16 protein-coding genes are annotated in these 13392 nt (G+C 42.0%); 14 read left to right on the forward strand and 2 right to left on the reverse strand.

Features of this window, described 5'->3' with window-relative positions; all coding sequences use genetic code 11:
- Nucleotides 1-125: 125 nt before the first annotated feature.
- Complete coding sequence (locus tag ACU696_RS15730; RefSeq protein ID WP_004261469.1) at nucleotides 126-641, reverse strand: lipocalin family protein; 516 nt, start codon at nucleotides 639-641, stop codon at nucleotides 126-128.
- Between the two features lie 400 nt (nucleotides 642-1041).
- Between ACU696_RS15730 and ACU696_RS15735 the strand changes: the two genes are divergently transcribed.
- Complete coding sequence (locus ACU696_RS15735; protein ID WP_109911171.1) at nucleotides 1042-1173, forward strand: entericidin A/B family lipoprotein; 132 nt, start codon at nucleotides 1042-1044, stop codon at nucleotides 1171-1173.
- Nucleotides 1174-1611: 438 nt separating this feature from the next.
- Here ACU696_RS15735 and fliE read toward each other — a convergent pair whose 3' ends face one another.
- A complete protein-coding gene (fliE, locus tag ACU696_RS15740) occupies nucleotides 1612-1923 on the reverse strand; it encodes a flagellar hook-basal body complex protein FliE (protein WP_004909916.1) in 312 nt (103 codons plus the stop codon).
- 246 nt (nucleotides 1924-2169) lie between these two features.
- Here fliE and fliF point away from each other — a divergent pair, with 246 nt between their 5' ends.
- From fliF to fliR, 13 genes are all read left to right on the forward strand, one after another.
- Nucleotides 2170-3855: a flagellar basal-body MS-ring/collar protein FliF gene (gene fliF / locus ACU696_RS15745; protein ID WP_109911170.1), complete on the forward strand. Its 1686-nt coding sequence runs from the start codon at nucleotides 2170-2172 to the stop codon at nucleotides 3853-3855.
- A complete protein-coding gene (fliG, locus tag ACU696_RS15750) occupies nucleotides 3852-4844 on the forward strand; it encodes a flagellar motor switch protein FliG (protein ID WP_004909913.1) in 993 nt (330 codons plus the stop codon). The genes fliF and fliG overlap by 4 nt, the downstream gene beginning before the upstream one ends.
- On the forward strand, nucleotides 4837-5565 hold the full coding sequence (gene fliH / locus ACU696_RS15755; RefSeq protein ID WP_109911169.1) for a flagellar assembly protein FliH: 729 nt from the start codon (nucleotides 4837-4839) through the stop codon (nucleotides 5563-5565). Before fliG ends, fliH begins: the two co-directional genes overlap by 8 nt.
- Nucleotides 5562-6926: a flagellar protein export ATPase FliI gene (gene fliI / locus ACU696_RS15760; RefSeq protein ID WP_004909909.1), complete on the forward strand. Its 1365-nt coding sequence runs from the start codon at nucleotides 5562-5564 to the stop codon at nucleotides 6924-6926. Before fliH ends, fliI begins: the two co-directional genes overlap by 4 nt.
- Before the next feature lie 11 nt (nucleotides 6927-6937).
- Nucleotides 6938-7381, forward strand: coding sequence for a flagellar export protein FliJ (gene fliJ / locus ACU696_RS15765; RefSeq protein WP_004909907.1), 444 nt, complete (start codon nucleotides 6938-6940; stop codon nucleotides 7379-7381).
- Complete coding sequence (locus tag ACU696_RS15770; RefSeq protein ID WP_209101357.1) at nucleotides 7382-8749, forward strand: flagellar hook-length control protein FliK; 1368 nt, start codon at nucleotides 7382-7384, stop codon at nucleotides 8747-8749.
- Between the two features lie 162 nt (nucleotides 8750-8911).
- Nucleotides 8912-9391: a flagellar basal body-associated protein FliL gene (gene fliL / locus ACU696_RS15775; RefSeq protein ID WP_109911167.1), complete on the forward strand. Its 480-nt coding sequence runs from the start codon at nucleotides 8912-8914 to the stop codon at nucleotides 9389-9391.
- 5 nt (nucleotides 9392-9396) lie between these two features.
- A complete protein-coding gene (fliM, locus tag ACU696_RS15780; protein WP_004909898.1) occupies nucleotides 9397-10404 on the forward strand; it encodes a flagellar motor switch protein FliM in 1008 nt (335 codons plus the stop codon).
- Entirely contained in the window at nucleotides 10397-10813 is a 417-nt protein-coding gene (gene fliN, locus ACU696_RS15785) for a flagellar motor switch protein FliN (protein ID WP_004255621.1), read from the forward strand. The genes fliM and fliN overlap by 8 nt, the downstream gene beginning before the upstream one ends.
- Nucleotides 10814-10835: 22 nt before the next feature.
- Nucleotides 10836-11294, forward strand: a complete 459-nt coding sequence (gene fliO, locus ACU696_RS15790) for a flagellar biosynthetic protein FliO (RefSeq protein WP_117162048.1) — start codon at nucleotides 10836-10838, stop codon at nucleotides 11292-11294.
- Nucleotides 11295-11307: 13 nt separating this feature from the next.
- Nucleotides 11308-12051, forward strand: coding sequence for a flagellar type III secretion system pore protein FliP (gene fliP, locus ACU696_RS15795; protein WP_004909893.1), 744 nt, complete (start codon nucleotides 11308-11310; stop codon nucleotides 12049-12051).
- Nucleotides 12052-12073: 22 nt separating this feature from the next.
- Nucleotides 12074-12343: a flagellar biosynthesis protein FliQ gene (gene fliQ / locus ACU696_RS15800; protein ID WP_004255630.1), complete on the forward strand. Its 270-nt coding sequence runs from the start codon at nucleotides 12074-12076 to the stop codon at nucleotides 12341-12343.
- A gap of 2 nt (nucleotides 12344-12345) precedes the next feature.
- On the forward strand, nucleotides 12346-13125 hold the full coding sequence (fliR, locus tag ACU696_RS15805) for a flagellar biosynthetic protein FliR (RefSeq protein WP_117162049.1): 780 nt from the start codon (nucleotides 12346-12348) through the stop codon (nucleotides 13123-13125).
- Nucleotides 13126-13392: the final 267 nt, after the last annotated feature.

A 13392-nucleotide genomic window follows, 5' to 3' on the forward strand; every position in this document is an offset into this window, starting at 1 on the left:
AGCGCCATATTATGCCTATAACTTTGCTTAAGAGGATATAGGTAATAATGTCAAATAAGAAACCCGCACTTGGCGGGTCATATATTTCACTTGTTAAACTTCTCATTTTTAATAAAGAATAGGTTCTACTGGAATATCAATATTCTTTGCCTATCAAAACCATGGTTACTTGCAAAACTAAGGTATTCATTTAATAACTCTGGTGGCATAGTTGGAGTACGCGATAGTACCCATAGATAATCTTTATTAGGTCCAACAACTAATGAATACTGATAGTTATCATCTAGCTTAATAATATTATAGCCGCCGTAAAAGGGCCCAAAGAATGAAACCTTTAAAGCCCCAGTATCCGAGGATTCAACAAAGTAAGCTTTCCCTATACTCTCTTTCCATTTTTTGCTTTCAGAATTCCATCCTCTATTCACTACTTTTACACCTCCGTCATCACGAAGAGAATAGTTAGCAGAGACTTTACTTAATCCTTTTTCAAATCGATTATCTATTCTCGCTACTTCATGCCATTCGCCAAGGTAACGTGATAAATCAAACTTCTCAACAGGTGATATATCTTTTGGCACTTTAACGCTACATCCGTTAAGTAGAAGCATACTTAAAAACATAAAAATTGACTTCACTCGCATGGTAACTCCGTTGAATATTTCTCGATGAGATACTATCCTACAAAAAACTTGTGGCGTTACCTAACCAATTAGGTAAGGCTATTGATGATAATAACAAAAGAAAACCAAATAATAAGTATTGAAAAACATAAAGCATACGGATAAATAGCTCTTTTAATATCATAGAGTATACCCTTTATTGCTAATGTAGATTGATCACCCAAAATAAGTACTAACACTTAAAATATAGCAGCTCATTTTCATTTGTCAGGTATCACTAACAATACTAATTCCACAAAAATATGAGGGTTTAATCCTAACCTTACTGCAGTATACAGCTAAAAATAGTCATCGACTTGTTCTGCTATAATTAAAGATGACCTTTTGTAATTTATAACTTTAAACTTGAAAGGAAGATAATATGTTAAAAAAAATCAATTTCCTCATTTGCTCATTAGTTGTTGCTTTCACATTAACTGCCTGTAATACCACTAAAGGTGTTGGTGAAGATATAGAAGCAGGAGGAGAAGCAATACAAAGAGCGGCCCAATAAACATTAATGCTCTTATTTCAAATGCTAGAGGGTATATTTATTTTGAATCCTCTAGTATTCCTTATTCATTTAACGAGACTCTAATTTGTATTTTATTTTCTGTATTGCTTACACTTTATTCATGTAAATCCTTTATAAAGAGTCTATGCTGATAGTGTATTCTAACCTATTGTATCAGTTTATTTTTCCTTGATATTTGGGGCTTTTCTTTGCTTTTCAGTTTTTCTATAAATAAAAGCCATCAGCTATTAACTGAAGGCCTAAGAAACTACAAAAAAATCAGATTTTAATAATGCCACTTTTAAAGTGGAACCATGTTTTTCTCACATTCCTACCGAATTTGCTCAAGCGCAGTTTCCCACGCCCATGTTTTCTAACACACGTTAATATACGGCCATCACTATCAACGACTTGACCTTATTCAAATAGATAAACCAATCACACTGGCATTGACATAATTTCTTGATACGCCGCCACCAGCTTATTACGCACTTGAATACCCATTTGTAAACTTAAACTGGCTTTTTGCATATCGACCATTACATCATTCAAGGAAATATCTTGCTTTCCTAACGTGAAATTTTCAATTTGCTTGGCAGAATCATTACGTGTTTTATTAATTTGATTTACAGAAGCAACCAGATGGTCAGCAAATCCAACTGGCTCTATTGCTGGTTTTATTGGGTTAGTGGCTTGGGTTGCCACGACATTTAATTGTGAAATAACCCCTTCAATGGCTTGAACTGTCATTCGATTCTCTTCTTATTAATTATTGTGAATTTTTCACTAACCTATATTGGCCAGCTTACCCTATCACACCCTTTTTAACTTGAAGCCGATAAATAACACCAATTTTATAGGCTGATTCCGTCATTAGATTCCCGCAAGACAAGAAATAATAGCAAAGTGAAAAAGTGACGTTACGAAGAGGGAAATAACATTGTTTCACCAAAAGTATTTTCATCCGTCTAGTAGTCTGCCAAGCAGGGAATATTTATGAGTGCCGCATCTAAAGACACGGGGGAGGCCAAAAAGGGTTTTGCCTCTATAGTTGAAAGGATTAAAGCTGATCCTAAAATACCGTTAATGATTGCGGCGGCTGCGGCTGTTTCAATTATTGTCGCCCTTCTCCTCTGGTTACGCAGCCCTGACTACCGTGTACTTCTTAGCAATTTAAGTGCTAAAGATGGTGGCGATATTGTTGGCCAGCTAACTCAGATGAATGTGCCATATCAAATTGCTGATAATGGTAGCGCTATTTTAGTTCCTGCAGATAAAGTGCATGAATTACGTTTAAAGCTCGCTCAATCAGGTTTACCTAAAGGTGGCAATACGGGGTTTGAATTATTAGATAAAGAACAATTTGGTATTAGCCAATTTAGTGAACAAATCAACTACCAACGTGCGCTAGAGGGTGAACTCTCTCGAACTATTGAATCATTAAGCCCAGTACAAAGTGCTCGGGTGCATTTAGCGATCCCTAAACCGACCTTATTTGTGCGTGAGCAAAAGTTACCAACAGCTTCGGTGACGGTCGGTTTATTACCAGGAAGAATGCTCGATGAGGGGCAAATTAGCGCCATTGTGCATATGGTATCCAGCAGTGTCACAGGATTAACTGCAAGCAATGTCATTATTGTTGACCAAGCGGGCCGTTTACTGACCAATAATGATAATAGCCAGCAGTCGGTTAATAGTGCGCAAATAAAAATGACCAAAGAGATGGAGTCGCATCTCAAACAGCGTATTGAAGATATTTTGTCCCCTCTCGTGGGGCGCGCCAATATCCATGCACAGGTTACCGCGCAAATGGATTTCTCTAAAGTGGAGCAAACTTCAGAGGAATATAAGCCTAACCAAACGCCAGATAGCGCTGCTATTCGTTCCCGCCAAAATAGCCAAAGTATGCAAAATAACAATGGTGGAACAGGTGGAGTACCAGGAGCGCTTTCAAATCAACCCGTTAGTGCACCAAATGCACCAATTGAAACCAATAAAGACAATAAAGACGGCACTCAAACAGCAAATAACCGTAATAGTGTCTCAAACTCACAAAGCGATGAAACTACGAATTACGAGGTAGATCGCAAAATTAGCCATACCCAACGGCAAATTGGTGTCGTTGATAGGCTCTCGGTCGCAGTTATTGTTAATTACCATTCACAAGATGGCGAAAATGGTCCAGAAATGAAGCCATTGCCGCCAGAAATGCTGCAACAAATTGAAGCATTGACACGCGAAGCCATGGGTTTTTCCACTGCACGAGGTGATTCCCTCAACATTACTAATTCATTGTTTACCAATGAGACGCCTGTTGAGGAAGTACCATCGTTACTGGAAAGCCCACAATTTATTGCTCAGCTTCTGGATTACGGAAAAATACTGCTTATTGCCATTATTGCTTGGTTTATGTGGCGTTTTGGTATCAAACCACAATGGGTTAAATACCGTAAGACACAGCAAGCTCAAGCCGATGCTGAAGTTTTCGTTGCAACACAAATGAAAACCCCTCTCGTGGTTGATGAAGTGATTGATGAAGATATGGATGAGCAAACGCGTCGTCGTCTAACTCGTCAACGTGTTAGCGCAGAAATCCAAAGCCAACGCATACGTGAAATGGCAGAAAAAGACCCACAAATCGTGGCAATGGTTATCCGTCAGTGGTTAGGAAAATCCCAATGAGTTTAAGTGGAACAGAAAAAAGTGCCGTCATGTTAATGACACTCGGTGAAGATCAGGCTGCTGAAGTGTTTAAGCACCTGAACCCTAAAGAAGTTCAGCAATTGAGTATGGCGGTGTCAAACATGCGCCAAATCTCAAATAATGAACTGGCGGAAGTGTTAACGGAATTTGAAGAGTCCGCAATTCAATTTGCGGCGCTTAATATTAACACCAACGATTACCTGCGTTCTGTATTGATAAAGGCTCTGGGCGAAGAACGTGCTGCGAGCCTGCTGGAAGATATCTTTGAAAAACAAGAAACCACCTCAGGGATCGAAAGCCTCAACTATATGGAACCACAAACCGTTGCCGATATTATTCGCGATGAACATCCACAAATTATCGCCACCATTTTGGTTCATTTAAAACGCAACCTTGCAGCAGATGTACTTGAATTATTCGAAGAGCGCCAACGCAACGATATTATGTTACGTATCGCCACCTTTGGTGGTGTACAACCTGCGGCATTAGCGGAATTGACTGAGGTATTGAACAATTTACTGGATGGTCAAAACCTCAAGCGCAGCAAAATGGGTGGCGTAAGAACTGCGGCAGAAATCATCAACTTGATGAAAAGCCAGCAAGAAGAAAGCGTTATCGATGCAATGCGTGATTACGATGGTGAACTGGCTCAACGAATTATTGATGAAATGTTCCTATTCGAAAACCTTATCGAAGTGGACAATCGCAGCATTCAACGTATTTTGCAGGATGTTTCGACAGACTCGCTGGTTATTGCCCTCAAAGGCAGCAACCAAGCTCTACGCGACCACTTCCTCAACAATATGGCCGCTCGTGCAGCGGAAATCGTACGCGACGATTTGGAATCTCGCTCTCCTGTACGTATGTCTCAAGTGGAAAACGAACAAAAAGCCATTTTGCTTATCGTTCGTCGTTTAGTCGAAAAAGGCGAAATCGCTATAGGTGGTGGAGACGACGTGTATGTCTAAGTCAACAATTCCAAATGACCAATGGCAACCTTGGCAGCTTCGTGAGCTTAATCAATGGGATCTCAACTCAGGCATTCCTGCATTAAGCGATGTTCCTGAACCTGACGCCCCCAAAGTCCCATGCCTTGAGCCGAAAGAAGTGTTAGAGCAAATTAACTTGCTCGATAACATAAAAGAAGATGCGCAGCGCACCGGCTACCAACAAGGGCATGAAAAAGGCCAGCAAGAAGGTTATCAAGCTGGCTTTGAACAAGGCTTGCGTGCTGGAGAAGAGCAAGGCCGTGAGCAAGCGCTCGCTATGCAACAACCCGTAATTGAAACATGGCAAAAATTGCTGTCTGAGTTCAATTATTCACTCGATACCTTTGATACGGTGGTGACCACTAAGCTGTTGCAGATAGCGTTGACCGCCGCTAAGCAAGTCTTAGGCCAATCTACCGTCTGTGATGGTACGGCATTACTGGAAGAGATCAGTCATTTACTCCAGCAAAAACCAATTTTTGCTGGGCAACCTGAGCTGCACGTCAATCCAAATCATTTTGAATTAATCGAGCAGCATCTCGGTTCCCTACTCAACTTGAATGGCTGGCGCTTAGTGGCTGACCCTAAACTGCATATCGGTGGTTGCCGAGTCGTCGCAGAAGACGGTGAAATTGATATGACTGTGGCGACACGCTGGCAAGAATTGTGCCGTTTATATGCACCGGAGAGCTTTTCATGACGGCACGATTGGGACGCTGGATTGCCTCACTGGACGATTTAGAATCGCGGATGAAAGGGATCCCGATGGTGCGTCGTTATGGCCGCCTCACAAAAATCACTGGCTTAGTGATGGAAGCCGAAGGTATTAAAATGCCTTTAGGGGCAACCTGCTTTATTGAGCGCTCTATTAATGGCGGCTCGGACGAAGTGGTATGTGAAGTCGTCGGTTTTAACGGCCCAAGAATGCTATTAATGCCCCTTGCTGACCTTGAAGGAATTGCACCAGGTGCGCGTGTTTATGCGCAATCAACTGGCGATGACGGGCAAACTAGCCGCCTATTACCCATTGGTAATGAATTATTAGGTAGAGTACTTGATGCGCAAGGTAATCCATTAGACGGAAAAGGTCCATTGGAGGTAAAAACCCGCGCTCCGTTAATCACTCCACCAATTAACCCATTGGAACGAACGCCTATTAGCAGTGTATTGGATGTTGGAGTTCGTGCAATCAATGCGTTATTAACGGTTGGTCGAGGTCAGCGCATGGGGCTATTTGCAGGCTCTGGTGTGGGGAAAAGCGTGTTACTTGGCATGATGGCTCGCTTTACACAAGCCGATATTATCGTAGTCGGGTTGATTGGTGAACGTGGCCGTGAAGTTAAAGATTTTATTGAAAATATTTTAGGGGCTGATGGCTTAAAACGTGCCGTTGTCGTTGCTGCGCCAGCCGATGTGTCCCCTTTATTGCGCATGCAAGGCGCCTCTTATGCCACTCGTATCGCTGAGTATTTTCGCGATAAAGGTTTAAGTGTGCTGTTGATTATGGATTCACTCACCCGCTACAGCATGGCACAACGGGAAATTGCTTTAGCCGTAGGTGAACCACCAGCAACGAAAGGCTATCCACCTTCTGTATTTGCCAAATTACCGGCATTAGTTGAACGTGCAGGAAATGGGAAAAATGGTGGGTCAATTACCGCTTTCTATACCGTTTTAACGGAAGGGGATGACCAACAAGACCCAATTGCTGACTCGGCTCGCGCCATTTTGGATGGCCACATTGTTCTTTCACGTTCACTGGCAGAGTCAGGGCACTACCCTGCGATTGATGTCGAGGCATCCATCAGCCGAGCAATGACGGAGCTCATTCCTAAAGAGCATTACCGAAAAATTCAACGTTTCAAGCAGTTAACGTCTAGTTATCAACGCAACCGAGATTTAATTAACGTCGGTGCGTATGCCATGGGCAGTGACCCCATGTTGGATACAGCAATTCAATATTACCCACGGATGTCGAAGTTCTTGCAGCAAGATATTGATGAGCGATGTGATTATCAAACCGCATGCGAACAGTTGACTCAAGTGGTTCCCAACGAATAACGAGGGGATAAATGGCCAAAAATAATGCCTTAACAACATTACTCACCTTAGCTGTTGAAGCCTCGGAAGAAGCGGCGAAAGTGTTAGCTCAAGTACGCCAAACGCATACACAAATGGCGCAGCAGCTGAGTATGTTGGAAAACTATCAATCCGAATATCGTCAAAAACTCAACCAAACCTTGCATACAGGCATGGAATCGGATAAGTGGCAGAATTATCAGCAATTTTTGGTCACATTGGAGCTGACCATCGAGCAGCAGCAACAGCAACTGAATTTATGGGAGCAACGCGTTAACGAAGCTAATCGTCACTGGCAAGAAAAACAACAACGTGTCAATGCGTTCGATACATTAATTCAACGCGCTGAACATACTGAATACCAACGTCAAAACCGCTTAGAACAAAAGCAAATGGATGAGTTTGCTCAACGAGCGACTTTACGGAGACCTCAATAAATGGACATCAACGCCCTGAATATGCCAGCTTCGTCATCGACAAAAAATGGCAATCTACCACAAAATGAATCGCGCGCTGATGAAAATCAAGCCCCTGCTCTTCCCTTTCAAGCCATGCTTGATAGCCAGCAACCTATTGAAAAACAAAACGTTACTAATCAACCTGTTAATGAAGAAGCTCTTAATAAAGACATTGTCGACAACAAATTGGCAATAGCGGGTAAAGAAACGATAGAGCAAACCCAAGCTGGACAAAAAACGGCTGAAAGTGCCATAGAACAGCTCAATTTTAGCCGTAACTTACGGGCAGATAGTGTACAAACTGCCCTTAATACTGACTTATTGACAGGTAAAGACGCCAACGAGCAAGCATGGTTAAATAGCTTGAAACAGTCATTAGCAGGCCAAGTACAAACCGCGGCGAATACCACAATCCGAACTGAAGCTCATCCAGCTTTAGGGGCATTTAGTCAAAAAATGCAACATCTAACGGATAATGCGAATGGCATCATTAATCAAGATGATGGCAAGCATCTTGAGGGTTCACAGCTACAGTTGGCAGGCGAAGAAGACAGCCCAAAGCTTGGGGTATTTATTAAGAATGAAAAAGAAGAACGTCGTGACCAATCTCTTTTTCCCCTTGATAACCCAAAAGATATACGTGGCAAAAATTTAACTACCGATTTTATGGCATTGAATAAAAAAGTGAGTGATAAAGAACCCGTATTAAACCTACAAAATGTTTCAAGCGATACCCTAAACCAAACCACAAAAGGTGCGTTTACCTTACAAACTGAAACTGGTGCTTTTACTACCACATCGTCACAACCTACAACAACTGCGCCGATTAGCATGATGCCAACTACATCAACGGCCCAAGCGGCAACGATGAATGCACCAACCTCTACACCAACTCTGCATTTAGCCAGCCAATTAGGCAGCGAAGCATGGCAGCAGCAATTAAGCCAACATATGCTGTTTTTCTCTCGCCAAGGGGTTTCTCAAGCGCAAATTCGTTTGCATCCTGAAGAGTTAGGTTCACTAAATGTGCATTTACGTATCGAAGATAACCAAGCGGTGATGCATTTTGTGTCACCACATAGCCATGTACGTGCCGCCATGGAGTCGATGATACCAGTGCTACGCAGTGCATTACAAGAAAGTGGTATTCATCTCGCTCAGGGCTCTGTTGGCCAAGATAACTTGAACCACCAGTCTGATAGCTCGCAGCAAAATACCCACCAACACGATGGACAAATTCAAGCCACACATCCATCCGTGGGGGCTGTCGGTATCAGCGAAGCGAATGCCACTGTTACACCAATAACAACGGCATCACGACAAGGTGGAATTAACACTTTTGCATAATAAATAAACAAATTGCGGTAATTTCCTAGCTAAAGCGCCGAGTTACCGCCTTTTTGTTTCGTTTTTCACTCCTTTAACTCTTGGCAACCAAGCCATAATGCTAGAGATCATAACGTAAAAACCCATTTGGGTTTAGCATCCAAGAAACAGGAATTCAGCTAAATGTCGTCGAGCAAAAAATCAAAAAGTTCCAATAAAGGGTTGCTTATTCTACTTACCCTTATTGCCCTTGCTGGTGCAGGGTTTGGGGGTTATACCTGGTGGACGACACAACAAGGCACACAAACGGCGAATGAGGAAGAAAAGCGTCCGAACATGCCACAACCTATTTTTATGGAATTAGAGCCATTTACCGTCAATTTAACCGGTGCTGCCGATGCGCCGGATCGAGTGCTTTATATCCATGTGACCTTGCGACTGGCGAATGAAAAATCGCGTAAACAACTTCATGAATACCTCCCTGAAGTACGTAGCCGTATGTTACTGCTGCTTTCAGAGCAAAAAGCAAAAAATATCGAGACGCATGAAGGTAAGTTGCAGTTAATGAAAGATATCAAGCAAACCCTTACCCCTACCCTGATCCCGGGGGATACCGATCAGGATATTTCTGATGTGTTATTTACTACTTTTATTCTGCGGTAATATTCATGAGCGATAATATTTTATCTCAGGCCGAAATTGATGCGCTGCTTAATGATGATACGCCATCAAGCAGTACGCCTGTGCCAGAGACTCAAGGGAAAGATAATGTTCGCCCTTACGACCCGAACACTCAACGTCGGGTTATTCGTGAGCGAATGCAGTCTCTCGAAATCATCAATGAACGTTTTGCTCGCCAGTTCCGTATGGGTTTGTTCAATATGCTACGCCGCAGCCCAGACATTACAGTAGGCGGAATTAAAATTGAACCTTATCATGAGTTTGCGCGTAATTTACCGGTACCAACCAACCTCAACTTAATTCATATGCCTCCGTTACGCGGTACGGCATTGTTTACCTTTGAACCCGCACTAGTTTATATCGCTGTCGACAACCTATTTGGTGGAGATGGTCGCTTCCCTGTACGGCAAGAAGGTAAAGAGTTTACCAATACTGAACAACGCATTATCAATCGCATGCTCAAATTAGCTTTAGGGGCTTATCGCGATGCTTGGAAACCAATTGCTGATATTGAAGTGGAATATGTACGTTCTGAAATCCAAGTCAAATTCACCAATATCACTACCTCTCCTAATGACATTGTGGTGACCACACCGTTTTTAGTGGAGATAGGCAATACCGTTGGTGAATTCAGTATATGTATTCCAATTGCCATGATCGAGCCATTGCGTGAGCGCTTGATTAACCCACCAATGGAGCAAGGTCACCAAGAAAATGAAACTTGGGTAACCAATCTTGTTACCCAAGTAAAACGCTCTGAACTTGAATTGGTTGCCAACTTTGTTGACATTCCAATGCGAATTTCTCGCTTACTGCAACTGCAAAAAGGGGATGTGATCCCAATTGAGAAACCTGACCGCCTCATCGTTAATGTTGATGGTGTTCCCGTATTAACCAGTCAATACGGTACTCAAAATGGCCAGTATGCATTGCGTGTAGAACATTTGATTAACCCTGTATTAAACACTCTAGATGAGGAAAGTACCAATGAGTGAGGCGAAGAACTCTCCTGATGCATCAACCAATCACGACAGTGAAGACCTATGGGCTGAAGCGCTGGAACAGCAAAAAAAAGCGGAATCCGCCTCAGCTGGTGCACAGGCTTTCGACAACTTTGATGGACAAAACCCGCTAAATCAGCTGTCCGATATCGATATGATCATGGACATCCCAGTGCGTCTTTCTGTTGAATTGGGTCGCACTAAAATGACCATTAAAAAGTTACTGAGCTTATCCCAAGGTTCAGTAGTTTCTCTGGATGGCTTAGCGGGTGAGCCGCTGGATATTTTAATCAATGGCTATTTAATTGCACAAGGTGAAGTGGTCGTGGTTTCAGACAATTACGGTATTCGTATCACTGATATCATCACGCCTTCTGAACGTATGCGCCGTTTAAGCCGTTAATTAACAACGTGAGTCGCTAATAATGGCAATATCCAATCAAACTGAGCAGGCACCGACATCTGTGCCTTTTTTATCAACAACCGTTTCCTCGAGTGAACCTAATGCGCCGGCTATTGACCATAATGATAGCTTAACGCAGATATCCGGTACTTTAGGGGGGATCATTTTATTGATATTAGCAGGGGCTTGGTTGGTGAAAAAATTAGGATTTGCGCCAAAAAAAATGGGCAATGAGCAACTCATAAAAGTCAAAAGCCGCTGCTCATTAGGAAATAAAGAACGCATTGTGGTGGTTGAGGTGAATAATGAGTGCTTAGTATTAGGTGTTACCACACAAAATATCAGCCTGTTACACCAATACTCATCAGAACCTGAAAGCACAACGGGATTGCCAGTTGAACCGCTCACATTTCAGTCTTTATTAAAGAAAAAACAAGAGGCTGCAAAATTTGCAGCTTCAGTGACATCTATGCATAAGTAATCGGAAGCACTCAATGTTACCTCTAAAATCTCTTTTCACGATTACTGCGCTCTTGTTTTTACTGCCGAATTCAGCTTCTGCGGCACTACCTGCCGTTATTAGCCATTCTCTAGCAGATGGGGGACAAACTTGGTCTTTACCCGTTCAAACTCTATTATTTTTAACCTTATTAGGCTTTATTCCTGCCTTATTGTTAATGATGACCAGTTTTACTCGCATCATTATTGTTTTAGGTTTATTACGTAACGCTCTCGGAACGCCCTCCGCGCCTCCGAATCAAGTCTTACTAGGCTTGGCGCTATTTTTGACCTTTTTTGTGATGTCACCCGTTGCTGACCAAGTTTACCGCGAAGCCTACCAGCCGTTTAGCGAAGATAAAATTAGCCTCGAAACCGCTTTAGAGAAAGGCACTGCACCATTAAGAACCTTCATGCTAGGGCAAACGCGAGAATCCGACTTGGCCCTGTTTGCAAGGATAGCTAAAGTCGGTGAAATTCAAGAAGCGAAAGATGTTCCGTTACGTATTTTAGTGCCCGCTTTTATTACCAGCGAGCTAAAAACTGCATTCCAAATTGGCTTTACCATTTTTATTCCATTTTTAATCATCGACTTAGTGGTTGCCAGTGTTTTAATGGCATTAGGGATGATGATGGTTCCACCTGCAACAGTTTCCTTGCCATTTAAATTAATGTTGTTTGTTTTGGTTGATGGCTGGCAATTATTACTTGGCTCATTATCGCAAAGCTTTTTTAATTAGGATTATTTTACTCGGAGTAGTTATGACACCTGAATCAGTGATGGCGATGGGAACTGAGGCGATGAAAATCGCACTGATGCTAGCGGCTCCCTTGTTATTAGCCGCTTTAGCCGCAGGTTTAATTATCAGCTTACTGCAAGCCGCCACACAAGTGAATGAAATGACGCTATCTTTTATCCCTAAAATTTTATCGGTCATTTCTGTGATTATTATTGCAGGGCCCTGGATGCTGAATTTGCTTACCGATTATATGCGGTCATTGTTGAGCAATTTACCGTTTATTATTGGCTAACAATGCTAACCATTACCAGCGAAACACTCACATTGTGGCTAAGCCAAGGTTTTTACCCTTTCATACGCCTTTTGGCGCTGCTTGGTACAGCGCCCTTTTTTAATGAAAAACAGGCAATTACCAAAGTTCGCGTCGCATTGGCTTTTTTTGTCGTCTTGATTGTTTCCCCACAACTTCCTGTCGTAAATATTCCCCTATTTTCTGCCATGGGGCTATGGGTTATCGTGCAGCAAATGGTGATTGGTATTGCGATGGGACTCACAATGCAAATGGCATTTGCTGCCGTGCGCCATGCGGGAGAAGTGATTGGTTTGCAAATGGGGTTATCGTTCGCCACCTTTTTTGACCCGACCGGTGGACCTAATATGCCGATTTTAGGGCGCATATTTAACGTCATCACTATTTTATTGTTTCTCGCTTTCGATGGGCACCTGTGGCTTATTTATATTGTGGTCAATTCATTTGAACTTATCCCAATTCAAACCGCACCATTAAATCGTGATGGTTTTTGGGTGTTTGTTCAATTTGCTAACACTATATTTATTAATGGGTTAATGCTAGCACTACCGTTCATTACACTATTTCTCATTCTTAACCTTGCTCTCGGTATTCTAAACCGAATGACCCCACAGCTATCCGTGTTTGTGGTGGGTTTCCCCCTTACATTAACCATCGGTATCAGTATGTTAGGGTTGATTATTTCCATACTTCCCCGCTACACGGAACGGCTTATCCACCAAGCATTTGAGCAGCTATCATTGATGTTTAATTTGTTTGTTTGAGAATAGATAATTAATAAATTAATTAATGATTAATTGATTATCAAAGTAATTTTTCGAATTTGATAATTAAAGTAGCCCAAGAAAAACTGATTTAATTTCCTATTTGTAGTCTATATTAAAAGCAACTAGTATAGTTGTAAATATCACCTATTATTTGATACATTTCTAAACTATCTAATGACAGTCTCAGTAAATACCCAATACTAAACCTAACTAAAATTTAGGTATAAAATTAATTTATTTTCGCAAGTAAATTTATATGCCAGT

The organism is Providencia sp. PROV_01 (assembly GCF_053098325.1).